The 25,470-nt window shown below is 67.7% G+C and carries 24 protein-coding genes; 10 read left to right on the top strand and 14 right to left on the bottom strand.

The genetic code is table 11. The features are described from left to right. Nucleotides 1-318: 318 nt before the first annotated feature. The 6 genes from ACLARN_RS10685 to ACLARN_RS10710 form a co-directional block, all read right to left on the bottom strand. Entirely contained in the window at nt 319-1,392 is a 1,074-nt protein-coding gene (locus ACLARN_RS10685; protein WP_409491169.1) for a prephenate dehydrogenase, read from the bottom strand. A 27-nt stretch (nt 1,393-1,419) separates the two neighbouring features. Next, nucleotides 1,420-2,385, bottom strand: coding sequence for a ParB/RepB/Spo0J family partition protein (locus ACLARN_RS10690; protein ID WP_409491170.1), 966 nt, complete (start codon nt 2,383-2,385; stop codon nt 1,420-1,422). A 1,037-nt stretch (nt 2,386-3,422) separates the two neighbouring features. Further along, a complete protein-coding gene (vanX, locus tag ACLARN_RS10695; RefSeq protein ID WP_409491171.1) occupies nt 3,423-4,037 on the bottom strand; it encodes a D-Ala-D-Ala dipeptidase VanX in 615 nt (204 codons plus the stop codon). After that, complete coding sequence (gene vanA, locus ACLARN_RS10700; protein WP_409491172.1) at nt 4,034-5,077, bottom strand: D-alanine--(R)-lactate ligase; 1,044 nt, start codon at nt 5,075-5,077, stop codon at nt 4,034-4,036. Before vanA ends, vanX begins: the two co-directional genes overlap by 4 nt. Before the next feature lies 1 nt (nt 5,078). Continuing rightward, entirely contained in the window at nt 5,079-6,122 is a 1,044-nt protein-coding gene (gene vanH-Ac1 / locus ACLARN_RS10705) for a D-lactate dehydrogenase VanH-Ac1 (RefSeq protein ID WP_409491173.1), read from the bottom strand. 222 nt (nt 6,123-6,344) lie between these two features. After that, nucleotides 6,345-7,049 carry an alpha/beta fold hydrolase gene (locus ACLARN_RS10710; protein WP_409491174.1) on the bottom strand — a complete coding sequence of 235 codons (705 nt, stop codon included), beginning with the start codon at nt 7,047-7,049 and terminating at the stop codon, nt 6,345-6,347. A 71-nt stretch (nt 7,050-7,120) separates the two neighbouring features. On the opposite strand from ACLARN_RS10710, the gene ACLARN_RS10715 reads away from it, so the two are divergent. Then, nucleotides 7,121-7,786, top strand: a complete 666-nt coding sequence (locus ACLARN_RS10715) for a TetR/AcrR family transcriptional regulator (RefSeq protein ID WP_409491175.1) — start codon at nt 7,121-7,123, stop codon at nt 7,784-7,786. Here ACLARN_RS10715 and ACLARN_RS10720 read toward each other — a convergent pair. Then, nucleotides 7,707-8,150 carry a hypothetical protein gene (locus ACLARN_RS10720; RefSeq protein ID WP_409491176.1) on the bottom strand — a complete coding sequence of 148 codons (444 nt, stop codon included), beginning with the start codon at nt 8,148-8,150 and terminating at the stop codon, nt 7,707-7,709. The two genes, ACLARN_RS10715 and ACLARN_RS10720, sit on opposite strands and share 80 nt — an antisense overlap. A gap of 169 nt (nt 8,151-8,319) precedes the next feature. Further along, the gene (locus ACLARN_RS10725; RefSeq protein WP_409491177.1) at nt 8,320-9,672 is read right to left on the bottom strand and encodes a hypothetical protein; all 1,353 of its coding nucleotides are present in this window, start codon (nt 9,670-9,672) and stop codon (nt 8,320-8,322) included. A gap of 189 nt (nt 9,673-9,861) precedes the next feature. Between ACLARN_RS10725 and ACLARN_RS10730 the strand changes: the two genes are divergently transcribed. The 4 genes from ACLARN_RS10730 (at nt 9,862) to ACLARN_RS10745 (ending at nt 14,411) form a co-directional block, all read left to right on the top strand. Then, nucleotides 9,862-10,755, top strand: a complete 894-nt coding sequence (locus ACLARN_RS10730; protein WP_409491178.1) for a helix-turn-helix domain-containing protein — start codon at nt 9,862-9,864, stop codon at nt 10,753-10,755. Between the two features lie 157 nt (nt 10,756-10,912). Then, the gene (locus tag ACLARN_RS10735; protein WP_409491179.1) at nt 10,913-13,099 is read left to right on the top strand and encodes an RICIN domain-containing protein; all 2,187 of its coding nucleotides are present in this window, start codon (nt 10,913-10,915) and stop codon (nt 13,097-13,099) included. 272 nt (nt 13,100-13,371) lie between these two features. Continuing rightward, nucleotides 13,372-14,073: an FG-GAP repeat domain-containing protein gene (locus ACLARN_RS10740; RefSeq protein WP_409491180.1), complete on the top strand. Its 702-nt coding sequence runs from the start codon at nt 13,372-13,374 to the stop codon at nt 14,071-14,073. Nucleotides 14,074-14,180: 107 nt separating this feature from the next. Further along, complete coding sequence (locus ACLARN_RS10745) at nt 14,181-14,411, top strand: hypothetical protein (protein ID WP_409491181.1); 231 nt, start codon at nt 14,181-14,183, stop codon at nt 14,409-14,411. Nucleotides 14,412-14,510: 99 nt separating this feature from the next. Here the strand turns inward: ACLARN_RS10745 and ACLARN_RS10750 are convergent, their stop codons facing one another. From ACLARN_RS10750 to ACLARN_RS10765, 4 genes are all read right to left on the bottom strand, one after another. Continuing rightward, the gene (locus ACLARN_RS10750; RefSeq protein ID WP_409491182.1) at nt 14,511-14,807 is read right to left on the bottom strand and encodes a DUF1540 domain-containing protein; all 297 of its coding nucleotides are present in this window, start codon (nt 14,805-14,807) and stop codon (nt 14,511-14,513) included. A gap of 94 nt (nt 14,808-14,901) precedes the next feature. Then, the gene (locus ACLARN_RS10755) at nt 14,902-15,852 is read right to left on the bottom strand and encodes an alpha/beta hydrolase (protein WP_409491183.1); all 951 of its coding nucleotides are present in this window, start codon (nt 15,850-15,852) and stop codon (nt 14,902-14,904) included. Nucleotides 15,853-16,061: 209 nt separating this feature from the next. Next, on the bottom strand, nt 16,062-16,967 hold the full coding sequence (locus tag ACLARN_RS10760; RefSeq protein WP_409491184.1) for a PDR/VanB family oxidoreductase: 906 nt from the start codon (nt 16,965-16,967) through the stop codon (nt 16,062-16,064). A 13-nt stretch (nt 16,968-16,980) separates the two neighbouring features. Continuing rightward, the gene (locus ACLARN_RS10765) at nt 16,981-17,622 is read right to left on the bottom strand and encodes an MSMEG_1061 family FMN-dependent PPOX-type flavoprotein (protein WP_409491185.1); all 642 of its coding nucleotides are present in this window, start codon (nt 17,620-17,622) and stop codon (nt 16,981-16,983) included. Nucleotides 17,623-17,689: 67 nt separating this feature from the next. On the opposite strand from ACLARN_RS10765, the gene ACLARN_RS10770 reads away from it, so the two are divergent. Together ACLARN_RS10770 and ACLARN_RS10775 are read left to right on the top strand one after the other, a co-directional pair. Then, a complete protein-coding gene (locus ACLARN_RS10770; RefSeq protein ID WP_409491186.1) occupies nt 17,690-18,307 on the top strand; it encodes a TetR/AcrR family transcriptional regulator in 618 nt (205 codons plus the stop codon). Between the two features lie 71 nt (nt 18,308-18,378). Beyond that, nucleotides 18,379-18,582: a hypothetical protein gene (locus ACLARN_RS10775; protein WP_409491187.1), complete on the top strand. Its 204-nt coding sequence runs from the start codon at nt 18,379-18,381 to the stop codon at nt 18,580-18,582. A 235-nt stretch (nt 18,583-18,817) separates the two neighbouring features. On the opposite strand, the gene ACLARN_RS10780 is transcribed toward ACLARN_RS10775, so the two are convergent. Continuing rightward, nucleotides 18,818-19,639 (bottom strand): peptidoglycan-binding domain-containing protein, encoded by an 822-nt coding sequence (locus ACLARN_RS10780; protein WP_409491188.1) that lies wholly within the window; start codon nt 19,637-19,639, stop codon nt 18,818-18,820. A 254-nt stretch (nt 19,640-19,893) separates the two neighbouring features. Between ACLARN_RS10780 and ACLARN_RS10785 the strand changes: the two genes are divergently transcribed. From ACLARN_RS10785 to ACLARN_RS10795, 3 genes are all read left to right on the top strand, one after another. Beyond that, nucleotides 19,894-20,658, top strand: coding sequence for an NBR1-Ig-like domain-containing protein (locus tag ACLARN_RS10785; protein ID WP_409491189.1), 765 nt, complete (start codon nt 19,894-19,896; stop codon nt 20,656-20,658). A 314-nt stretch (nt 20,659-20,972) separates the two neighbouring features. Next, the gene (locus tag ACLARN_RS10790) at nt 20,973-21,545 is read left to right on the top strand and encodes a YbhB/YbcL family Raf kinase inhibitor-like protein (protein ID WP_409491190.1); all 573 of its coding nucleotides are present in this window, start codon (nt 20,973-20,975) and stop codon (nt 21,543-21,545) included. Between the two features lie 83 nt (nt 21,546-21,628). Further along, entirely contained in the window at nt 21,629-24,751 is a 3,123-nt protein-coding gene (locus ACLARN_RS10795) for a BTAD domain-containing putative transcriptional regulator (protein ID WP_409491191.1), read from the top strand. Here ACLARN_RS10795 and ACLARN_RS10800 read toward each other — a convergent pair. Then, complete coding sequence (locus tag ACLARN_RS10800; protein ID WP_409491285.1) at nt 24,735-25,457, bottom strand: ABC transporter permease; 723 nt, start codon at nt 25,455-25,457, stop codon at nt 24,735-24,737. The two genes, ACLARN_RS10795 and ACLARN_RS10800, sit on opposite strands and share 17 nt — an antisense overlap. Between the last annotated feature and the right edge of the window lie 13 nt (nt 25,458-25,470).

A 25,470-nucleotide genomic window follows, 5' to 3' on the forward strand; every position in this document is an offset into this window, starting at 1 on the left:
CGAAGTCCGCGATCTCAATCGTGCTGAATCGTGTCGATGTCCACGAGTGGGGCCAAGCGAACATCTCCGTGATCACAGGGAAATTCCACCCATGACCGTCCACAAGCGACACATCGGCCGGCTGCTGCAGACGCTCGGGAAAACCATTCGAGGGATAACCGTGGCGGTCGCCCCGTTGCAGGCGTTCACCTGGCCGCGAAGGCCTCCCTGCTTCGTGAAAGAGCCCCCACTACCGCCGCTGACAAGCGCACCGGGCATGTCGCGAAAGCCACTTTCGGGACATCTGATGTCCCGAAAGTGGCTTTCGCGACACCCAGATCAGTTCCCGCCGGGCACAGGCGGAACGTGCCAGCCGTGGAACCGGAGCGCTTCGGCGAGCTTGCCGGTGTCCTCCGGGCGCACGGACATCTCGGCGACACCGACCGGCAGACCCGTCGAGTGCTCCAACCGGACGTCCTCGATGTTGACGTCGGCCAGTTCCGCCGCGTTGAACAACCGGGCCAGCTCCCCTGGCCGGTCCCGCAACACCACCTGTACCACGGCGAAATCGCGCACCGGCCCGCTGTGCTTGCCGGGGATCCGGCCGTGGCCGTCCACACCGCGCCGCAGCAGATCCAGCACGTCGTCCCACTCGCCGGAGCGCAGCGCCGAAGCCGCCGAGGCGAGGTCGGCCGCGATCCGGTCGAGCACTCCGGCCACCGGCAGGGCGTTCCCGGCAAGGATCTTCCGCCACAGCAAGGGATTCCCGGCGGCGATGCGCGTCACGTCGCGCAGCCCCTGCCCGGCGAGGCTCAGCGGGACGTCGCCGCCGCCCACCAGGCTCGCCGCCACCGCCGACGCCACCACGTGCGGGGCGTGCGACACCAGCGCCACCGCCGAGTCGTGCTCGGCCGCGCCGACGGTGACCACGTTCGCCCCGCACAGTGCGACCAGTTCCCGCGCCCGCCGCAAGGCATCTGCTCCCGTCACGACCCCGGGGCAGAGCGCCCAGGGACGACCCAGGAACAGATCGGCGCGGGCCGCGGCCGGGCCGGACCGCTCCCGGCCGGCGAGCGGGTGGCCGGGCACGAAGGAGGTCAGGTCACAGCCGAGCCGCTCCGCGTCCGCGATCGGATCGGCCTTGACACTGGCGACGTCGGTGTACGCCCGCGCCGCGCCCTGTTTCTGCAACTCGGCCAGCCGCTCCCCCACCAGATGCGGCGGCACGGCGATCAACGCCAGGTCCGTTTCCTCGCCTGTCCACTCCTGGCCCGCGCCGAGTTCACACGCCAGCCGGACGGCGTGCGCGTCGACGTCGGAGAGGTAGACCGCCACGCCCTTCTCACGAAGGGCCAGCGCGGCCGAGGTGCCGATCAGACCAGTGCCGACCACAAGCGCCTTCTCGATGGGCACCTCATACTCCTTATGCCGTTCACCGGGTCATCCCGTGGCGAGATCCGTCGCCCGGTTCTCCAAGTGATCCGCGAACCCCGCCCAGACCCGGGCGTGATCTCTGGCGAACCCGGCGACCACGCCGTACAAATGCGGCGGAACGCCGTGCAGGATTCTTTCCCACTCCTGCCCGTCCATGGAATGCATGGAGAGCATGCGCAGCAGGATCCGGCCGACTTCGCTCAACCGCAGCGCGGGATCGGCCTTGAGCTGCTCCAGCACGACGAGACGTTCTCGATCCACGGCACGCCCGATGTCGGGTTCCGTCCGGCCCAGCGGAAGCGGCTTGGTCCGCAACCTCCTGCTCCCGTCCGGCGTCGGGCTCTCACCACGCTCCAACCGGCCGCGCACATCCCGGACCGTTTCCGGTGAGATACCGACCTGCTTGGCGACCTGCCGGAGCGAAAGGCCCGGATCACTGCGGATGAGGTCGGCGGCGTGTCTTCTCCTCTCCGAACTGTCGATGGGGCGGATACGCCCGTCCCGCCCGATCCTGGCCTCGTTTCCGGTATCTCCTCCACATTTGCGCAGGTCGGCCACCGTGCCGGCGGAGATGCCGGTCGCCGACGCCACCCGCCGATCGGACCACTGCGGATGCGTCCCGATGATCTGGACGGCCGCACGTTTGCGATCGGCGAGCGAGAGCGGCAGGCCGTGCCGGATGTTCGCCTCGACGGCCAGGACGAACGCGTCGGACTCGGCGCCGTCGACGAACCTCGCCACGATCTTCGTATCGCCTCGGACCCGCGCCGCCTTGAGCCGGTGCAGGCCGTCGACGACCTGCATCGTCGGTCGGTGAACGAGAATCGGCGGAAGTTCCCCCTCGGCCGACAACAGTGTCTCGACGTGCTCCGGATCTTCACCCGAGGTTCTCGGCGAAGACACGGAAGACAGCCGGGACAGCTCGATTTCGACAACCGGGAGAGCGAATATGTCAACCCTCATCGGATCCACCTAGCCCCCATTGGATCTTTATCCGTCCACTTTGCGGTACGGCAGAGAACCGCACCGTCCAACTGCTTAGCCACGATGGTTGGACACCACGAGCCCGTCCGCACCAACCCCATACCGTGCGGCGGGCGTCCTCGACATTGAGGATCCCGATGAGCGCCACCGGTCAGGCCCGCCTGACGACGGGCCGCCTCCCCGGCCTCCCAGATGACCGGCGGTGGCGCGTACTCCGGCGAACTACCGAAGCTCTTGCTCGACGACCTCGGCCAGACCAAGGCCAAGGCCCGCTTTGACACACCGTGTGGGGACATGTCGGGACCGGCTCAGTGGTTCCGCCGGTTGGAATCTGCGATCGCCCCGTGGTCGCGAGTGAACCTCGCGCCCCCTCAGTCCCCAGTGAGTGCACACCTGGTCAGCATGACACGACCAATCCTTGTCGGCAATTGACGAACAATGGGGATACCTCACAGCGAAGGTCTTCGTCCAAGGCCTTCGTTCAAGATCGACTCAAGAACCTACGCTTTTCGTATCAGCGCTAGTAAAACGAGCTAGGCTGTTCGCCGCCCCAGTTAGGCCGTTCGCAGGTCTTGTTTTCCGGTCTCGATGATTCCGCCGCGGCGTTCTTGGTTCACGCGAACGGTTTCCCCCGTCCACCTTTGCCTGGACTTCCCCCGTGCGGGTGATGCAGGGAAGGGTTCTCGCTTTACTTTCTCACCCGTCGCCCGATACTCATCGCACAGTTCAGCGTCAAGGCCCATTAGTGGGTAACCCACTACAAATGAACTCGCCAAAGATGAAATGCGCCTGTTCATCCTGATGGCGGTTGCGGAGACGAGATCGTCGCGCGGACAGAGGAAAAGAACCAACCATCGGACGTCTACGTTTCAGCGCGAAGACGAGGCGGTGGGCAGGGTGGAAGGCGGCCCCGTCAAGCGTCCAGCCGGACAGTGCGGCACCGCAGCGCTCGGCACGTACACGAAGGACCCCTTCACTGCGCCTGGCGCAAGGAAGGGGTCCTTCATGTACTCAAACCAGAGCACTCACGAGTTTGCGATGGGAAAGTCGAAATAGGTGTCCGGATACGGTTCGTTCTTCAGGTTGTAATGCCACCACTCGAACTCATAGGAGCGGAAACCGCTGTCCACCATGATGGAGCAGAGGTGTTCACGGTTCTTTTCCTGCTCCGGCGTGATTCCCGCCGCGCCGTGGTGCGAAACGACGTCCATCACGTCATGGTCGCCGCCCATGTCGGCGAGTTCGCCGGTGTCCAAGTGGTACAGCGTCAGGTCCACCGTGCTACCCCGGCTGTGGCCCGATTTGGTGGCCACGTAGCCCTTTTCGAACATTTGGGGCCGGTCGATGTTCGGGTAATGCCTGAGCTTCTTACGGCCGTCTTCGGGCTGTTCCGCCCAGCGCATGAAGCAGTCCACGGCGCGCTGCGGGCGGTAGACGTCCCAAAGGAGCAGGCCGAAGCCGAGAGACTCGGCTTTCTCCCGCGCCTTCTCCAACGCCGCACAGAAGGCCCGCGTACCGACGACGCGATTCACCAGGTATCCGTCCACCGGTTTGCCGGTGAAGTTGTCCCAGGTGGCGTATTTGGCATCCCAGCGGATTCCGGGCACAACCTCGTCTACGAAGACGAAATCGTCTTTCATCCCTCGCGCCCCGCCAAGGCCAGCTTCGCCAGCCTGTCGATCACGTCGCCGAGCGAGAGGCCGGCGGCCGCCATCATCCGCGGGTAACGGCTGTACGAGGTCAGGCCGGGAAGGGTGTTGACCTCGTTGAGGACCACGCTTCCGTCTTCCTTGAGGAACAGGTCGACCCGCGCGAGTCCCCGGCAGCCCAGGGCGCGGTAGATGGCCTTCGCGGTGTCCTGGACGACCGCGCGCGACTCCGCCGAGATGTCGGCGGGAACGATGAAGCTCGAGTTCTCGGAGCCGGTCTCGGGGCTCTCTTCCTGGTGGATCTTGAAGAATCCGTGGGTCAGCGCGACCCGGTCGCACTCGCCGGCGAACAGCTCGTCGTCGTTGCCAAGGATGGAGCAGCCGATCTCGCTGCCGATGACGGCTTCTTCGATCAGCACCTTCGAGTCGAACTCGCGCGCCTCCGCCAGCGCGGCGGCCAGCTCTTCCTTGCTGGACACCTTGCTGACACCGAAGGACGAACCCGAGCGGGCCGGCTTCACGAAGACGGGGTAGTCGAACTGGTCGGGGTCGACGTCGTTGTCGTCCGTGACGATCCAGAAGTTCGGCGTGGGGATCCCCGCGGCCTTGATGACGGAATAGGTGAGGGACTTGTCCATGCACATGGCCGAGCTCGGGACATCGCAGCCGATGTAGGGGATGCCGGAGATCTCCAGCAGGCCCTGCATCGCGCCGTCTTCACCGAGCTTGCCGTGCAGGACGGGCAGCACCAGGTCGAGGGCGATCGTCTCGTACTTGCCCTCGTCCAGTACCAGCAGCCCGTGCACGCCCCTGTCCGGCGACAGGACGGCCGGACGGCAGTTCCCGCTGGTCTCCCAATCCGCGGCGGGGGCGTCGCAGAGCATCCAGGCGCCGCCCTGCGTGATCCCGATGTAGTACGGCTCGTACTTGCCGAGATCGAGGTGCTTCTGGACCTCCAGCGCAGACTTGATGGAGATAGGGTGCTCTTCGGAAAGGCCGCCGAACAGAATTCCGATTTTCAACCTATCCATACTACTTCCCGCTTTCGAATTTGAGACAATTGATGATGGAGTTTTCAACAGTGTCACTCAGAGCGTGGTCCGTGTAATAGGCGGTATGCGGACTGATGATCACATTCGACAGCTCTTGCAGCCGCAGCAACGGCTTGTTGCCGTCGATTGCCTTGTCCCGGCAGTCGGCGTAGAAGATTCCTTCCTCCCCTTCGAGGACATCCAGCGCCGCTCCGCCGAGGTTTCCGCTTTCCAGGGCCGAGATGAGGGCCTCGGTTTCGATGAGCGGACCGCGCCCGGTGTTGATGATGTACGCGCCACCCTTCATCTCCTCGATGTTCCGACGATCGAGGAGGTGATACGTGTCCGTGTTGAGTGGCACGTGAAGTGTCACGATATCGCTCTGCTGCAGCAATTCGTCGAGTGGGACGTAATCGGCGGAGGCGTTGAGAATCGTGTCGTAGGCCAGTACCCGGCAGCCGAAGCCCTTCAGCCTGTCCATGACCGCGACACCGATGCGCCCGGTGCCGACCACCCCGACGGTCAGGTCGCGCAGTTCTTTCCCGCGTACGGCGTTCAGCCGGTAGTCATGAACTTCCGTACGGCGGATGATGGATTTGGCGTCGCGCACCACCATCAGCATCAGCATCAGCGTGAAGTCCGCGACGCTGTCCGGCGAGTAGGCGACGTTCCCGACGGTGATGCCGACGCTCTCGGCGTATTTCACGTCGAGGTGATTGAACCCGATACTCCGCGTGGAGATGTACTTCACGCCTGCCTCGCTGAGCGCGAGAAGAATGGAGTTCGAGATCGGAGTCTTATGACCGACACTGATGCATCGGTTACCTGACGCCAATTCGATATTGGCTTCGGATACCGGCGCTTCCGCGATGGTCGGCGTTATGCCGAAGCGAGGCGCCATCTCCTTGAACAGGACGGCCTCGTCCTGACCGCATCCATAAATCGTGATTCCCCTTGCCTCGTCGGCCGAGGAGGGCGCGGACGCCAGCGATCGGGAGCGACTTGCCTCTGATCGCGCTGGTTCGCTGTAGGTCATGGCGGACATTGTAGGCAGCATGCTGCCGCCGCCTTGGACGGGGTTTTCGACACGCCGACACTAGGTTACCGGTAGGTAACGCCGTGTGCACGCCGTGCTGATCCCCGGGGGCGACCCCTCGGCCCGGCGTCCCCCTCCACCTGCGCCATGACCGCTGACAAGAGATCTTGCCCGCCCGGCCCACGTCCCGGAACCGTCCCGTGACGGAGACCACTCTCGCTCGACGCAACCTTAGCACCGGTCAACCGTCGGAACCGTGCCCTGCCACGCGACGGCGTGTGCCGACACGAGGCGCGCGAGCTCTTCCGGCGCGTCCCGCGCCACGAGATGACCGGCGGCCGGAACCCTGGCGACCGTGACCCGGCGGTTGGCCGCGCGCAGACGGTGCACATCGGCCTCGCTGAGCGGCGATCCCGGCCCGGCGTGCACCACCAGAATGGGCAGGTCCAAGGCCCCGGCCGTGACGAAAAGGGCGGGCCCCGACCCGAGGATGTCGTCCACGAGGTGGGTGTAGCGGCCGCCGAGTCCGTGGAAGTCGAGCCATGAGCGCATACGGGCCGGCGCGAGGTCCGGTACGACGTCGACGAGCACGAGCCCGGCGACGCGTTTCGCGACGGCGGGATCCGCGAGAGCGGCGATGGCGGCCATCCCGCCGACCGAAGCACCCACGAGGACGATCGGCACGGGCTCGCGGCCGATCATCTGGACCACGTCGTCGGCGAGGGTCCGGAGCGTGGTCGCCTTGCCGGAGCTGTCCCCGTGACCACGCAGGTCGTAGGCCACCGTCCGCAGACCCTGCCGGGCCAATATCGCCGCGACCGGCACCCAGACGCTCCGCCGTTCCCCGCCCGCGTGGAGCAGCAGGACCGTCGGACCGCTGCCGGTCACCGTGCCCCGGAGGGTGACATCGCCCAGCGTGAGACTGATTTCGGTCATCGTCTTCTCCCAGTTACCTTGAGATGCCAAGGTAGCTCACTTACCTTGGTGCATCAAGGTACGATCCGGACGTGACGTCACCCCGTGCCAGAAGGAGTCCGGAGGAGGCTCGACGCCTGATCCTCGACGCCGCGGCCTCGCTGCTCGCCGAGTCCGGCGTCGCCGCCGTCCAGATGCGCGCGGTGGCCGCGCGGGTCGGCATGACCGACGCCGGCGTCGCCCACCACTTCGGCAATCGCGAGAAGCTGCTCGCCGAACTCCTCCGGCACGGCGGCCGCCGCCTTCGAGACGCGCTCCAGGACCTCCTCGCGGGCTGGCTGGACCGCGACGCCGACCTGCTCGAACTCGTCGAGGCTCTCCATTCGCTCTACCGGCACGGATACGGCGAGCTCGCGGTGGCGCTGCACGCGGCGGGATGGCGCGACCCCGGCAGCGGCATGCTCACCCCGGTCGTCGACGCCCTCCACCGGCTCCGGCCCCCCGGCCACCCGATCGACGACACCCGGCTCGCCGTCGCGGCCCTGCATCAGGCGATGGCCATGGAGGCCCAGTACGGCGGCGCTTTCCGGCGCAGCGCCGGAGTCACAGGTGCCGCTTCGGACGATTCAGCCGCCCAGGTGCGCTGGTGGGCGCGCCAGCTCCACCTCGCGCTCGGCCTCAAGCCCGATAAGGACCGTGATCCCCGAGATCCGGGCTCACCCGCGGCTGACGGCCGTCCTGCTCCGGCACCGGGGTGACCTTCGGCCGCTCGGTCTCGTGTTCACGGTAGCGGGATTCGACGACGTGATCCTCTCGCCGGCGAGCGAGCACCGACAAGGTGAGAACGTGGGCCACGGCCAAGAGCAGCAGGAAGACGCCCAGCCTGCCGACGAACGCGGAGGTCGAACCGGACCAGTCCGGCACCGCGACCGAGACCAGGGCCAGCACCCCGATCGCGGCCAGGTGGAAGACCGTCACCACCATCCAGGCCACCGATCCGCTTCCCTCGCGGGCGTCCGGCCCACTCAGGAAGCGGCGCGCACCGCGGTAGAGGATCTGGCCGTCCGCGACGATGAAGATCAGTCCGATGATCAGGAACCCAGGAAGCTCGTTGTCGGGCATCGTTGCCTCCTCCGTTTCCCGAGGAGTACCCACAGGCCGGCGCGAGACGGCGCCGATGACCGGATCGAGTGACAGGGCGCGGCCGGTCACCAGTCGCAACGGTGGTACATGAAGGACCCCTTCCTGTACCTAGGCGCCAAGGAAGGGGGCCTTCATGTACTTCAGCAGGTCAGCGCAGTCCCTGCGAGATGAACTCGCCCTGCCCCTCGAGCGCGCCCAGCGCCGCCCGCAGCTCGGCGGCGTACTCCTCGGTCCCGGCGCGCAGGCCCCGTTCGACGACGCCGACGGTGTCGAACGCCTCGACGTCCCCACCGCTCAGCGCGGCGACGGACTCCTTGACGACAGCGCCCAGCAGCAGCTCCTCGGGCGCGACCGGCGTTCCTTCCAGCGGCCAGACGAGGTCGTCCAGCACGCCCTGCCCGCCGACTTCGCGGACCAGGCCCGCCGCGGTGATCCCCGGCACCCGGAAGCCCTCCGGCAGCACCGCGCGGACGCTCATGCTGTGCGACAGCCAGTACAGCAGCTGCGCGTTGACCTCCTGTTTGACCGGCTTCGGCGTCAGCCACAGCGTGAGGTTCACGTAGTACTCGGTGAGCCGGTCGAGTACCTCGCCGCCCTTCTCGAAACCCCACAGGTTGAGGTCGAAGTAGTGGTGCCACGTGGAGTCCGCGACGATCCGCCCGACGCCTGCCGCGGCACCGTCGTACACGCTGGTCACGCCGTAGACCTGACCGTCACGCTTGTCCGTGCCGCGCGCGACGATCTCGGGCTTCGGCTGCCCCGTGCGTCCTGACGGCCACACGTCCGCCGGGTACTGCTCGGGAATGAGCAGCTGACCCTCGTGCATGTGGTCCGGGAAGACCGTGATCGGGCCGCGCCTGCCCTGGAACAACGCGTGCGGCCTGCCGCCCTGCTTCCGCAGGATCAGCTCCTGCGGATACGGGTCGAGATCGTTCGGGATCGGCATGTTGACGTCGGTTCCCCACGGATCGGGCTGGTGGGTGTTGTGACTGAACTCGATGCTCGCGTCCGGCCGGTCGTTCCACACCCGCAGCTCACCCGCGCGCGGGACCCGGTGCCCCAGCGCCCGCCCCAGGTTCAGATAGGCGGGCAGTGCGGGATCCGCTTCCGGCGGCCGCGGATTGGAGTGGTCGCCGACGATGAGCACGCCACCGCCGCCGTCCATCCAGGTGCGCAGCGCCGCGACCTCCGCGTCCACGAGTTCGTTTTCCGGCTGACCCGGCAAATTGCACGGGAGCAGCCCGAAGAACCACACTTGCTGAAATCGGCCGAGCACTTCGGAAGTGAGTTTGTTGACGGCGTGGCCACCGTCGTGCCGATTGATCAATTCGATTTCGAACTGCGCGAAGAACGGCTGGTTCCCCAAGATCAGATCGCGAAGAATACCCACCGCGAACCCGTTGTTCCCGCTGAAGCCGATGAAATCGGTGTAAAACAGGATTCTGATCTTCGGCTTGGCGGCCGGACTCACTTGATCGATGGCGATACGTGCGTCGAACATGAATATCCCCCTTGCTTGGAGCGGCATGCCGTCCTCCCCGGCAGCGCGCTCTCTTCCACGTATACCGGAACTTCCGGCGGTGTCGCAGGCATCGGGTCCCGGCAAGGGATTTCGCTGTGATCGACGCGCCGGACCGAGGAATGATCCGGCGGACTCCCCTTCTTCGATTCCTTGCGCGAGGATGCGGTGATGGCCTACCGGACCTGGATGCGCTACTTCACACCGTCCGCCGTGCACCGACGGCTGGGCCTGGTGTGCCTCGGCGTCGGGCTACAGCACGGCGTCCTGCCCGTCGTGGGACCTCGCGTGCTCGATCATCACGTGGCCGTCGTGGTGTCCAAGGGACGCGGCTGGTTCGCCGTGGCTGGCGGGGAACGACAGGAGGTCGTCGCCCCCGCACTGCTGTGGCTCGTCCCCGGCGTCGGACACCACTACGCGCCCGATCCCGTGCAGGGCTGGGAAGAATGCTTCGTCGACTTCGACGGCAGCGCCGTGGACGCCTATGTGGAACTCGGCTACGTCACGCCCGAGGCGCCGGTGGTGCCCTTGGGCGACGTCGTGATCGTCCGCGACATCGTGAGCCGGATCGTGCGCTGCGCGCGGGGCGGCAGCCCACTGGCCCAGGTCGACGCCTCGGCCGCCGTGCATCACCTGCTGGTGGCGCTGCGACGGGCGCGTGCCGACCGCACCCCCAGCGGCGGTTCCCTGCTGGAGGCGCTGGCGCAGGACGCCCTGTTGCCGATCAGCGTCGCGGAGATCGCGGCCCGCCGCGGCATGACGCTGCCCGAACTGCGCGCGGCCGTACGCCGGAGCACCGAGTCCGGCCTGAAGGACCATCTGCTGACGCTCCGCCTCAACCGCGCGAAGGAACTCCTGGCCACCACACGGATGCCGGTGTTGAGCGTGGCGCAGGCGATCGGCTACGAGGACGCCGCCTACTTCACCCGGCTCTTCACCCGCCGCGTCGGCGTCTCACCGGGACGGTTCCGCGAATCGCGGGCCCAGGCCGTCCCCGGCGGCTGGAGTTCGCGGATCCCCTCCCCCGACGACCCGCCCCTCGTGCCGCGGGACGGACTCGCCTGAGCTTGGACTTCCGCAGGGTGACGCTTGGACTTTCCGCGCAATAACTGCATGAACAACGCTTGAAGTTGAGTGAACGCGTTGACTTCCGCGCAGTAACGTTCATAACATCGGCGACCGCCCCGCCAACTGTGGTGCGGGTCACCCTTGGGAGAGAGTCATGCGGACCCTGCCTCTTCTCGGCGCCGCGGCGTTGGCCGTGGCGGCGACCATGGTGGTACCGGTGTCGTCCGACGCCGCACCGCCGGACGCGACGTACACCATCACGGTCGACGCCAAGAAGTCGTTCAGCCCGACCACCGACACCCCGGCGAGTACCTATGTCGACAAGGACGGCACGTTCTACTTCCAGCAGGCGGCCGCGCTCTACGGGGCGGACCAGCCGCGCGAGTGGGAGTTCTACAGCGGGCGTGATTTCGACAGCTTCACCAAGAACCCCGTCAGCGACGCGGTGAACCCGGCCAACCCCGCCGACCGCAACGACGACACGACCTGGCGCTGCAACAACAGCCCTACCGGCAAGGAATCCACCTATCCGCCCGCCGGATCGGGCTACTCGCAACGCAACTTCTGCGACCTCGTCGGCACGTGGGTCGATCCGGACACCGGTGACTGGTACGGCCTGATCCACAACGAATTCACGCCCGAGCCGTTCGGCGCGTACTCGTTCTCCCACTACGACGCGATCGATTGGGCCGTGTCGAAGGACCAGGGGAAGACGTGGGCCATCAAGGACCACGCGATCACCTCGCCGTACAGCACCAAGCGCGGTGACACGTCGGCCTTCCCGCACCAGACGTTCGACTACGGCGACGGCGACCCGCGCCTGTTCGTCGACACCGCGTCCGGCTACTTCTACGTCTACTACGGCTCGCGCATCGTGCCGAAGGCGGGCGCCGGTGGTCCGATGACCGGGCTGGCCCACGTCGCCCGCGCACCGATCTCGGGCAAGATGGCGACGGGTTCGTGGCAGAAGTGGTTCGACGGCGCCTGGACCCAGCCCGGCGTCGGCGGCCGCGAGAGCAACATGGTCCCCGTGTCGTCGGCAGGCGACACCGGTTTCACCCCTGTCGCGGACGACTACGACCCGGCCAACACCGGCAACGTCAGCCAGCAGATCGCCGCCGGGCAGCTGCCGCGTAAATCCGATCTGTTCATCATGAACATCGCCTACAACGCGCATCTGGGTCTCTACATCGGTGCGCCGGAAGCCGTGGACAGCGTCGTCCCGCAGCGTTATTACGTGACCGACGACCTGGCGACGCAGAAGTGGCGGCTGATCGGCGACACCGGGAGCTACACCAACCAGTCCTGGTACCGCTGGTTCGTCGACGCCGCGAACAAGACGAACTCCACCATCATCGGCAAGCAGTTCCGGTCGTACTGCGCGGTGGCGTGTTCCGGCAACGCGGGCGGCGAGTACACCACCCAGACCATCACGTCGTCCGCGCCCGCACCGTCCCCTGTGGACACTTCACGCAAGTACCGCATCGGCCTCGGCGACGGCCGCGTTCTCGCTCAGGGCACCGGAACCGCGACGACGTCCGTCGCGAGCACGACCGGCTCCGACCGCGAAGCGTGGCAGTTCTCCGCCGACGGCGACGGCTCGTACCGCGTCGTCAACGCCGCCACAGGCCAGTTCCTCGGCGTCGACGCGGTACAGGCGGGCAGGGCGTGGGGCGTGAAACCCACCGTCACCTCGTCTTCAACGGTGGGGCAACAGTGGTTCATCATTCAGTCCACTGTGGACTCCAAGACGTTCCGGCTGGTGAACCGCTACAGCGGACTGGTGCTCGGCCTTTCCGGCAAGGCGTCACGCCTGGCGGAGACCACCCCGCCGCGGTCATGGACCGACACCACCGGAAACACCGTCGGCGGCGGCCGGACCGCGGCCGAGCAGACGCTGAAGTTCACCGACGCCGGCGCGGGTACGGGCACGCTCGACGGGGTCCACACCCTCGCCGCGTCCGGCAAGAACCTCGACGACCCGGACTCGTCCACGGCCACCGGCACCCCACTGGTCACCTGGGCGCCGAACCAGGGCGCCAACCAGAAGTGGCTGTTCACCAGGCAATCCGACGGTTCCTACACCCTGACCAACACGCATTCGAAGCTGTGCGCCGACGTCGAAGGCGGGGCCACCACCGCGGGTGCGCGGGTCATCCAGTGGACGTGCACCGGCGGCCCCAACCAGCGCTGGTCCGCGGCGAAACAGCCGAACGGGACATACAAGCTCACCAGCGTCCGGTCGGGACTGCTCCTGACGACCGCGTCCACTTCGGACGGTGCGGCCGTCACGCAACGGGCCGACACCGGCTCCGCGCTCCAACTCTGGGCGATCTCCTAGCAAACACGCGAGATCTCCACCCAAACACGCGAGATCTCCATCCAGACACGCGTGTTCGCCCTCCAAGCACGCGTGTTCGCCCTCCAAGCACGCGAAGACTCTCGAAACGTATGGCCCGTCCCGACCCGGGGCGGGCCACACGCGCCTTCACCGGCGGGTTGCGCCTGTGTGGCCCATCACACTTTCACTGCACGTATCCCCCTCGTGGCCGTCTCCCCTTATGAGAACACTTTCGGTGAAAAGTTCACCGGGAGCTGGAGGGAGAGACCATCATGAACCGCACGAGCATCATCCGCACCGCCACCATCACCGGCGTCGCCGCAGCTCTGAGCCTCGCCGCCATCGTCCCGGCGCTGGCCACCCCGCAGGCCAGCCCGCTGTCCAACCCGCTGGCCGCCCCGTCCGCCGACCCGGTCACCACCGTGGCCGACCTCGACGGCGACGGCGAGATCGAGACGGTCTCCGCCCAGCTCACCGGCGACAACGACCAGGTCATCTCCGCGACCGTGAACGGGACGTTCACCTCGATCCACCTCGGCGCCGACAGCTCCGTCCCCCTCGAGGCCCCGCGCGTCGCCGACCTGAACGGCGACGGCCGCGCGGAGCTCATCGTCGCCCAGTCGGTGGGGGCCAACACGACCTTCTTCACCGCTTTGCACTACGACGGCCGCAACCTCAGCCAGGTCGTCGACGAGAACAGCAAGCCCCTCTCCGTCGCCGAGGGCGGCGGGGTCGCCGCCCACCTCGGTTACCAGTGCACCCCGCTCAACGGCGGCGGACGCACCTTCGAAGTCGTCGCCTCCGAGGCCGACGACGTCAGCGCGGAACCGCTCACCTACAGCGGCACCCGCACCGTCTACACCCTTCGCGACGGCGCGCTGACCGCCCAGAGCCGCCTGCCGATCACTTCCCGCCCGGTCACCGACCCGGTGCTCGGCGCCGACGCCGCGACCTGCGCCCAGACCGGAAGCTGACCTCGGCGGGCGAAGGTAATTCGGGCAGACCCACTGCCCGGGAACGCCTTTCAGCCGAAGCACGGCCCTGTTTTCCCCGCGAGCGAAATGACCAAGGGAGGAAAAGGATGTTCCGCAAGCTTGCCACCGGTTTCGGCATCGCCGTCGTCGCATTCGGCGCCGCTGTTTCCGTGGCCGCACCGGCTTCCGCCGCAGAAGAGTCCTACACGGTCGTCGGCAGGTGGGCCGGGACCGGAAACGAACAGGCGGGAACCTGCGAAGGCATGAGGATTCTCTACTTCCCCAGTGGTGAATGCGTGTTCTACAACGGCAACACCGAATTGCGCGTTCCCAGCTGACAGCCGCCGCGAGGCAGGAGAGCCCGCGATTCGGCACCTACTTGCGATGGTTGCACGCGCAAGGATCGCAACCAGGTGCCGAATCGCGGGCGGTTCGCGTTACGGGGCGTAGGTCAGGCAGTTGGCGGCATGGTCGCCTTGACCCGGACCGACTCGGACACTCGACGCGGTGCATTCCAGAGCCGAGTTGTGGCGGCAGTCGGACCGCGAGCAGGCCCCCACCTGCGCGGTCACCCGATCGAGTCCGCCTTTGGTGTTGAGCGGGACGAACGTTCCGCAATCGGCGGACCCATTGCCTCCGCCCACCGTGATGGCGAAAGCGTGACAGCCGTCGTGGTTGTAGGAACAACCACTGACCGTACATTCGTGGACAGCGGGCATTTCGGTGGTGGTCATAACGACTCCTGCGATTCGTGGTGGTGGTGTCGTTCGGTGCCTCCAGGGTTACACCGCTCCACGGCCGCGGCAATTCGAAACACCCGCGAGGGGGTTATCTGGCGAGCAGCCGTTCCAGCCAGGATTCCCGCGCGGCGAGACACGCCCGGGTGACCGCCGATTCGGGTGCGAGATCGTAAAAGCCGTGAAAAGCGCCGCCCCAGACATGCAGTTCCGCTTCACCACCGGCGGCCCAGATGGCGCTGGCGTAGGCCACGGCCTCGTCGCGGAACACCTCGACCGCGCCGACGTCGATGAACGTCGGCGGCAACCCGCCGAGATCGGTGGCGCGGGCCGGGGCGGCGTACGGCGAGACGTCGGGCGTTCCCCGCCGCTCCCCCAGGACCATCGTCCACGCCGTCAGGTTGCTGGTCCTGTCCCAGACCCCGACACCGTCGTACTGGCGTGAGGACACGGTTTCGCCGCGGTCGTCGATCATCGGGCACTGGAGCAGCTGTCCGGACAGCGCCGGGCCACCGCGGTCGCGGGCCAGCAGCGTGACGCCGGCGGCGAGGCCGCCTCCGCCGCTCCCGCCGAAGATGACCAGCCGATCCGGGTCGAACCCCAGTTCGCCCGCGTGCGCGGCCATCCATTCCAGACCGGCGTAGCAGTCCTCCACCGGCACCGGATGCGGATGTTCGGGCGCACGCCGGAACTCGACGGTGACCGCGACGGCGTCGTACTTCATCACCCACTCGATGAGCGGACGCACCGACGCGAACCGGTCTCCCATCACCATCCCGCCGCCGTGGACGTGGTAGATCCCCGGCCCGCGGCCGCGGTGATCCGCCCGCGCGAAGACCGACACCGTGATCTGCTCGCCGCCGTGTCCGGGGATCGTGTGGTCAGCGCGGGTGACCGGCTGGTCGCCGATCTGCTCCTCGATGGACGGGAAATCCATCGCCCGATAGCGCTCCAACTGCTCCGCCGTCATGCCGACCGGCACCTTCCCCGCCAGCGCGGGCAGCACGGCGGCGAGTTCGGGATCGTATGCGGGCTCCACCATCCGCCCAAGCTTAGGCCGTGTCCGGTAAGTCTGTTCGCGGTCTTCGCGCCCAGGCGGTCCCTGACGGCACGGGCGGACGCGGCCGAGTACGACCCGGTACGAGGCCGATCCGCCCGCACCGTCAGGAACCACCTGGATCACGAAGCCCATCGAACAGACTTACCGGACACGGCCTAGCCATCCGGCGCAGACGAGCCGTACACGCCGGATCAGAGGTCGAGATCGAGGCGGGACGGCGCCCGGGAGACGCAGCAGTACATCCGCCCCGGCGGCGCGCCGATGTCGTCACGGTGCTCCGGTTCACCGCCGACGACGGAGATCTCGCAACTGCCGCAAACCCCTTCGCGGCACCCGGACGGGATCGGATACCCCGCGTGGTTCAACGCGTCCAGCAAGGACTCTTCCGCGGCGACCGGCACCGTCCGTCCTGATCGGACACAGTGCGCCTCGAACGGCTTGTTGGGCGCGAACTCCTTGACGACGGGCTGAAAACGCTCAAGGTGCAGTCCCTGCACGGGGAACGCCGCCTCGGCCGCGTCGAGCATCGACGCGGGACCGCAGCAGTACACCAGCGCCTGTGGGCCGAGCCCGGCCGCCAGCGCGGCGAAATCGGGCCTGCCGTGTTCCTCTGTGGCGTAGACGCGCACCCGGTCGCCATAGGTCGCCTGGAGATCGCTCGCGAACGGCATGGCGGCCATCGACCTGCCCACGTACACCAACGTCGCCGATGCTCCCGCCTCGACCGCCGCCGCCAGCATCGGTTTCAGGGGAGTGATGCCGATGCCGCCGGCGACGAACAGGTACTCCGGTGCGGGCAGCAAGCGGAAGTTGTTGCGCGGCACCGAAACTTCGAGCGGGCGGCCGGTGCGCAGGAACAGGTGGACGTACTCCGAGCCGCCCCGGCTGAGCCGGTCGTACCGGACGGCGACCCGGTAGCTGCCGTGATCGGCCGGATCCCCGCACAGCGAATACTGCCGGGTCAGCCAGTTCGGCAGTGCCAGATCGACGTGCGCGCCCGGTTCCCAGGGGGCCAGCGGGCCCTCCGCACCGCGCAGGACGAGCGAGACGGTGCCCTCGGCGACCGGCTCGACGTGGTCGAGAATTGTCCGCTGCATCAACGAAATCACCTCAGTACAACTGCCGGTAGCTGGTTTCGAGCATGTTCTCCAGTACCGACGGGTCGACGTCGATCCCCATCTGCTCGACGGCGATCTCTCCCGCGGACGGCAGTTCTTCGGCGAGCGCCTGGCTCGCGGGATCCCAGATCCGGGATCGGACCAGCGCGCGTCCACAGTGGAAGAAGGCCTCTTCGACCTCCACGATGATCGCCAGTTCCGCCGGTTTGCCCTCGGTCCGCATCCGGGCGAGCACGTCCGGTTCGTCGGTGGGATACCCGCGACCGTTGACCCGGAACACTTCCCGCAGGCCGGGGACCATGAACATCAGGCCGATCCCGTCGTTCTCGGCGAGATTGCGGAAGGAGTCGGCGAGTTTGTTGCCCGGCCGGTCGGGGATCGCGAGCAGGCGCTCGTCGAGCACCTTGACGAAGCCCGGGTAGTCGCCGCGCGGTGAGCAGTCGGGCAGGCCCGACGCGTCCGACGTGGCCATCGCCAGCAGCGGGGAATGGGCGATGAACCGATGGCCGTGCCGGTCGACGCGATCGTGGACCTTGGCCTTGATCATGGCTTCCGGCTCCCCGAGCCGGGCACGCACCTCCTCGAACGAGATCCGGCGAGGACGCGTCCCTTGGACGAGATCACTGCTGGTCATGGCACAATTATGAGCAATTACTCAGTCGGTTCGCTACTCGCTTTCACGCCGCTTCACCGGGAGTGCCATGACGTCGGAGCAACGACGGATCCAGCCACGTAAACAGCCGCGTCAGGTCCGGGCCGAGCTGACCCGTCAGCGCATCCTCGCCGCCGCTGCTCACATTTTCGCCGAGTACGGGTACGCCGCGGGGACCACGAACCGGATCGCCGAACGCGCGCGGATCTCGATCGGCTCGCTGTACCAGTACTACCCGAACAAGGACGCGATCCTGGCCGAGTTGCTGACCCGCCACCTCGACGGCGACCGGGGCACCGCGACGCTCCGCAGGTACAAGGAGTCCCCGGATTCGCTGGAGACCATCATCCGGGAGTTCGTGCGCGCGGTGATCGACAACCATCTCGACGATCCGGAGCTGCTGCGGATCATGTTCGAGCAGGCGCCCCGCTCCGCCGAACTGCTGGAGCGGGTCACCCGGGTGGAGTGGGAGATGATCACCGACCTGCACGAGTTGCTCCTCGCCCACCCCGAAGTCCGCGTCCAGGACAAGGACACCGCGGCCCGGCTCGTCTCGTCCACCGTGGAGATGACCGTGCACCAGCTCATCGCCGCCCCCGGCTCCATCGACACCACGCGGTTGGAGAACGAACTGGTGGCGATGATCACCGGCTATCTCCGCGCCTGATTTTCGGGTGTTGACCAGGCGCTGAGTGGGTACCCACCATCGTGACCCGAGTATCGCGAGGAGAGAACAGGATGCGCGGCCTCATCGCAGGCTGGAAACGGAGAGGGAACAGTCTCGCGCTGGCTTGGACACTGATCACCCTCGGTTTGGCCACGATGCTGTGGGTGTCGGGATTCCGTGCGTGGCCGGTCTATCTGACGGCGGCGCCGAGTGCCGTCGTGTCCGTTCTGCTGTGGATCGGCGTCGCGCGCGCCCGCCGCCGGGCGGAGAGCTGAGCTACTTCGTCGCGCGGGTGGCCAGCGCATGGCCGCCACGACGACGCTGGGATCGGAACGTCACTGAGCCCGGTTTCGCCGTGCCGCGCCATGGCTTCCGCTATCTCCCTGTACGCCCCGCCACCGGAGAGGTAGCGGCAGGCTGAGGAACGGAGCGGCGTTGGTGGTCGCGCCACTGCTGACGAGAATGGGCGGGCGGCCGAAGCCACCCGCCCTTTCTCGAAACGCGACGAGGTCAGCCGCGCTTGAACTCCTCCCAGGTCACCTTCTTCACCTTGGGACCGTCGTCCTTGGCGTGGCTCGCCAGGCCGTTGAGCCCCTTGAAGTAGTCACCGGCCTGGGCCTGCGCCTGCGGCGACATGTCGGTGTCGCTGATCGCGATGCCGTGGATGTGCTCCGCCCAGTTGCCCTGGCTCGGCGTGCGGTGCCACGCGGCGAACCCGACCTCACGCAGCGCCTTCACCGCGGCGGTCTTGTTCGAGATGTTGTTCACCGAAATGTCGACCGCGCCACCGCCGTCGTGCGTGCCGCCCGAGGCACCGACACCGCCGGCGTTGTACGAGCCCTGCGTGACGGTGAACTTGACCCCGGCCTTCTTCTCCGCGGCCGCGATCATGTCGGCGGTGCGCTTGTTGACCGTCTTGCCGTCCAGGCTGGTCTTCGCTCCGACGGCGATCGGCGCCGTCACGGTGTAGCGGCCCTTGCCCAGTTCGGTCAGCGAGCCTTTGCCGGGCAGACCGCTGGCGGCCAGGCCGCTGTGCCCCTGCGACTTCTGGTACTGCGCGTACGCCTTCACCGTCGAGGTGCCGAAGTGCCCGTCGACCTGCTTCTTGTCGAGCAGGTTCTTCGCCGCCAGCGCCTCCTCGACCGCCTTGACGCTCGGGCCGGAGCCCGGCGTGATCGACTGGTCGGCCTTGTACGGGTCCCACATGGCGGCCTTGACCACGGCCTCCATGTTGACCGACGGTGCGGCCACCGCGGTCTGCCCCGCCGTCATCCCCATGAGCGCGGCTCCGGACAGAGCGGTGAACATCGCGGCGGTTGCCACCTTGCGCATGACTGCTCCTTCACTCGGTGCTGCTCCCTGTGAACAGCTCGTGTTCGACACTGGCCCGGACGAGGGGCGTCCGGAAGCACCTGTACAGCACGTCTGACGTCAAAAACCGCAGGTTGACAGCGTTTGACAGCGGCCGTGACCAGCCTGATCCCGCTGGTCGGCGCGGCGATCGGGACGAAGTTCGCGATACACTCACCCGGCCGCGCAGAGTGACGAAAATTCTTGTCACATCGGACAAGACCGCGAGGGGGAGCGTGCCGGAACTTCAAGCGGGTGAACGGGCACCGGAGCTGGAAGCGTTCATGGCCGAGCTGCGGAAGCTACGCACGCGCGCCGGGGAGCCGTCCTTCCGGAAGATGGCCGCGAAGTCCGGCGCGGTGTCCCACGCGACCCTGCACCTCACCGTCACCGGCCGACGGCTGCAACCGTGGGAGACCGTCCGCGAGTTCGTCCGCGCCTGCGACGGTGACGAAGAGGAATGGCACGCCCGATGGCAAGGCGTCCAGCTCCTGCTCTCCGCCGACCGCGAACCAGACCCCGCGCCGCGGCGACGGTGGCGATCGAAACGGGTCCTGGTGCCGCTGGTCCTCGTGCTCGTCGCCGCCATCGCCGCCGTCGTGGTCATCCTGCTGCCGGGTGACCAGCCCGCCGGACCGCCGCATCCCGGTGATTCGAGCCAGTTCCTCGGCGACGTGACGATCCCCGACGACACCGTGGTCAAGCCGGGGACACAGTTCGTGAAGGTGTGGGAGCTCAAGAACACCGGCACGGTCGAATGGCGGAAGCGGTACCTGCGCCGCACCGACCTCCCGGTCGCGCCCGGCACCTGCCGCACCCCGGAACGGATCCCGGTCAACGACACCGCCCCGCAGGGCACCGTGCAGGTGACGGTCACCGTCAGCACCCCGCCCACCGCCCCGGTCGACTGCAAGGTCTTCTGGAAGATGGTCGACGAGCAGGACCGGGAACTGTTCCCCGCCCGGCAGCCGATCTACTTCGCCGTCCACGTCCGCCCCTGACGCCTGGCGATCCCCGTGATCAGGCGGACGACACACGTGATCAGACGGAGAACTCGCGTGATGGGGTGGAGGACACACCCACAGCCGGATTCCGCCGCGAGTTCTCCGTCTGATCACGTGTGTTCTCCGTCTGATCACGCGAGTTCTCCGTCTGATCACGCGTGTTCGCCGGTGGGTGGCGGGGACGGAGCCGGTGAATTCACCTTGTTCACCCCGGAAAGTGCGCTAGCCGCCGGAATCCGGAATGCCTACGCTGAGTTGAGCGCGCGTGCGCCCCATTCGCCCCACGGACCGAAGAATCCTCGGGAGCCTCGATGAGAAGCACGAGAATCGTGTTCTGCGCTCTGCTCGTCACCGGCCTGGCCGCTGTTTCGGCGCCGTCGGCATCAGCGGAGCACTACGCGTTCACCTTGTCCAGCACCGCTTTCGCCAACGGCGGCGTGCTGCCCAAGGTCCACGAGTGCACCAGCGGCGGCGGGAACGACCCCGCCAAGAAGAACGAGTCCCCGCCTCTGGCCTGGTCGGGCGCCCCCGCCGCGGCCAAGAGCTACGCGATCGTCATGCGCGACCTCGACAACGCCAACCTCATCCACTGGGTCATCTACGACATCCCGGCGGCCACGGCCTCGCTCCCCCAGAACGTCCAGCACGCCTACCGGCCTTCGGTCCCCGCGGGCGCCAGGCAGATCTACTACCGCGGCAGCGCGAGCCTCTACGGCTACCAGGGACCGTGTTCGCCCTCGACGGTGAACACCTACGAGTTCGTCGTGCACGCCCTCAACCAGACGTCGCTCACCAGCCTGAACTCCAGTTCGTCGACCCAGACGGCCGCCAGGGCGATCACCGCGGCGTCGATCGGCTCGGCCAGGATCAGCGGCGAGTCGTAGCGCGGTGACATCGGCGAGATACCCAGAGCCATCCGACGTCCGCGCCCGGAGGCCCGCTGATCACCCGTGGCAAAATCGGCGCAATGCAGATCGGGATGCTCGGCCCCTTCGAGGTTCGCACGGCTGACGGCGTCCTCGCCGACGTTCCGGGCGCCCGGCTGCGCGGGCTGTTGATCGCCCTCGCGCTCGAACCGGGCCGGGTGGTCCCGAAGTCGGCGCTCGTCGACTGGATCTGGGGCGAGCAACCGCCGGCCGACGCGACGAATGCCTTGCAGCGCCTCGTTTCCCGGCTGCGGAAGGTGCTGCCGGAAGGGGTCGTCGACGGCCAGACCGACGGCTACCGGCTGAAGGTGGACCCCGACGACGTCGACGCCGTGCGGTTCGAGCGCCTCCTCGGTCAGGCGGGCGGCGACGAGACACGGCGGTTGCGCGAGGCCCTCGCGTTGTGGCGCGGCGCGGCCATGCAGGACGTCGGCTTGCAGGAGAGCGGCGCGTTCGACGCGGCGGTCACCCGGCTCGAAGGGCTTCGCCTGACGGCCATGGAGGATCGGTTCGACGCGGAGATCGACCTCGGCCACAGCGCGAAACTGGTCACCGAACTGACCGATCTGGCGGCCGCGCATCCCCTGCGCGAGCGGCTCGTCGCCGCGCTGATGCGGGCTCTCGCGGCGACAGGGCGCGACACCGAAGCGCTGCTCGTGTACCAGCGCACGCGGGAAGCACTGGCCGACGCGCTGGGCGTCGACCCCTCGCCGGAACTGTCCGCCGTGCATGTCGCGCTGCTGCGGGGCGAGCTGGGACGGCGGGAGGAGAACCGCAAGACCAACGTGCGCGCCGAACTGACCAGTTTCGTCGGCAAGGACGCCGATCTCGCCACCGTCCGCGAACTCGTCGCCGAACACCGGCTCACCACCCTGATCGGACCCGGCGGTTCAGGAAAGACCAGGCTGGCCACGGAAACCGCGCGCACCCTCCTCGGCGATCTGCCGGACGGGGCCTGGCTGGTGGAACTCGCGGCCATCGGCGCGGAGGGCGACGTCGCGCAAGCGACGCTCGCCGGGCTCGGACTCCGGGAAGCGCTGCTGGGCGAGACGATGAGCGCCGAACCCACCGACCGGGTCATCGCCGCGATCCGCGAACGGGAAGTCCTGCTGATCCTGGACAACTGCGAGCACGTGATCGAGTCGGCCGCGGCCTTCGCGCACCGTGTGCTCGGGGAATGCCGACGGCTGCGGATCCTGGCGACAAGCCGGGAGCCGCTCGGCATCACCGGTGAGACGCTGTGGCACGTCGTGCCGCTGACCGTACCGGACCGGCACGCGGATCCCCGCGAAATCGAATCCTCCCCCGCCGTCCGGTTGCTGCGGGACCGCGCGAGCGCGGTACGCAAGGATTTCGTGGCCGACGAGGCCACGCTGGCCACGATGGCGCGGGTATGCCGGGTCCTGGACGGGATGCCGCTCGCGATCGAACTGGCCGCGGCCCGGTTGCGCACCATGTCCATCGACCAGCTCGCCAACCGGCTCGACGACCGCTTCCGCCTGCTGACCGGCGGCAGCCGGACCGCGTTGCCCCGGCACCGGACGCTGCGCGCGATGGTCGACTGGAGCTGGGAACTGCTGACCGACGCCGAACGGACGGTCCTGTGCCGTCTCTCGGTGTTCTCGGGCGGGGCGAGCCTGGAAGCGGCCGAGCACGTCTGCGTCAGTGAGGCCGTCGAGCAGTACGAGGTCCTCGAATTGCTCACCGCGCTGACCGAGAAGTCGCTGCTGGTGGCCGCGGGCGACGAAGCGCCGCGCTACCGGATGCTCGGCACGATCAAGGAGTACGCCGCGCAACGGCTCGCCGAGGCGGAGAAAACGCTGCTGGCTCGTCACGCGCATCTCGCCTATTTCACCGAACTCGCCGAGGCGGCGGAGCCGATGCTCCGCCGCACCGAGCAGCTGGAGTGGCTCGCCAAACTCAACGCCGAGCACGACAACATCAGTTCCGCGATGCGCGGCGCCCTCGCGGCGGGCGAGGCACCGGCGGCGATGCGGCTCGCGGCGGCCTGTGGCTGGTATTGGTGGCTCAGCGGGCACCGGACGGAAGGCATGGAGCTGGTCAGCGCGGCCGTCGAAACGCCAGGCGAGGTACCCGACGAGGTCGGGGCCGTCGTGTACGGGCTCGTCTCGCTGTTCGTGAGTTCCGGCTACGCCGACGAACACACCGCGGCGAAGTGGATCCACGAGTCGTACCGGCTCAGCCGGGGCAAAGAAGCGAGTCACCCGCTGCTGGGACTCATCGTCCCGCTGGAACGCATGTTGCGGGGTGATGAGACCTTGTCCGCCTGGGAACCGGTGCTGGAGGACGAAAACGCCTGGGTCCGCGCGCTGGCCAGGCTGCATCTCGGCAAGATGCGGATCACGCTCGGCCACCGCGGACCGGACGCGGAGACGTATCTCGAGCGCGCGCTCGACGAGTTCCGCGCCCTCGGCGAACGGTTCGGGATCTCGTTCGCCCTGACCGAACTGGCGGACCGGCTCGCCACACGCGGCGACTTCGCCACCGCGTGCGAGTACTACGAACAGGCGGTCACGGTCGTGACCGAGATCGGTTCCGTCGAGGACCTCATCCGGCTGTGGTCGCGACAGGCACAGCTGTACTGGCTGATGGGCGACGAAGACTCCAGCGCGGCCGCTTCGGCCAAGGCGGAGCGGTACGCCCAACGGGTCACGTGGCCGGGAGCACTGGGCATGCTGGCCCTTTCACGGGCGGAGCTCGCTCACTGGCGCGGCGAAACCGGAGAAACGGCGCGGCAGCTCGCCCTCGCGGCGACCGTGATGGGCGAGGAAGCGGATCTGGGGCACGTCCGCGCCATCACCCACGACCTGCTGGGTTACCTCGCCGAAGACGTCGAGGAGTCCCGCGCGCACCGCGAGTCGGCCTTCCAGGTGGCGGCCGAGGTGCGGCATGTGCCCCTGATCGCCCACATGGTCGTCGGGGTCGCGGATCTGGCACTGCGCCGCGACGATCCCGAGCAGGCCGCGCGGCTGCTGGGCGCGGCCGACGAGCTGCGCGGGCTGCCGGATCGTTCGCGCCCGGACGTGACCCGCATCGAGCAGACAGTGCTGCGCCGCCTCGGCGAAGAGAAGTTCGCGGAAGCGGCGCAGGAGGGTGCACGGACGAGCTGGAAGCAGTTGGTCGAGGTCACGCTCGCTTCTTGAACGTCGAGGACGCCCACAGATACCCGGCGAGCGCGATCCCGACGCACCACCCGAGGGCGGGGAGCACGTCGCCGGCGGCCGGTGCCCCGTTGAGGAGTCCGCGCAGCGTCTCGATGATCGGTGTGAAGGGCTGGTACTCCGCGAACTCCCGGAGTCCGGGACCCATCTTCTCCGCGGGCACGATCGCGCTGCTGAAGAACGGCAGCATGACCAGCGGCACGGAGGCCATGCCCGCGGTCTCCGGTGACTTCGCCGCCAAGCCCAGCGCGACCGTGAGCCAGCCCGCCGCCGAGCCGAGCAGTACGACGATCCCGGCCACGCCGAGCCAGTCGAGGAAACCCGCCGCCGGGGCGAACCCCAGCAAGAAGGCCACGCCGGTGAGCGCCACGATCGCGACCAGGTTGGTCAGCACGCTGGTGACGACGTGCCCGGTCAGCACCGCGCCCCGCGAGACGTCCATGACCTTGAACCGGTTGATGATGCCCTTCGTCATGTCGGAGTTCACCGCCGTCGCGGTGCCGCCGAGGCCGTAGCAGACGGCCAGCAGCATCAAACCCGGTGTCGCGTAATCGATGTAGTCGACGCCGACGCTGAACGCGTCCCCGAACACGTACACGAACATCAGCATCATCACGACCGGCATCAGGATCGCGTTGAACACCGAGGTCGGATTGCGGGCGAGGTGCTTGAAGTTGCGGCGCAACATCACCATCGAGGGG

Origin of the sequence: Amycolatopsis sp. cmx-11-12 (assembly GCF_046269425.1) — a bacterium.
Lineage (GTDB): Bacteria > Actinomycetota > Actinomycetes > Mycobacteriales > Pseudonocardiaceae > Amycolatopsis.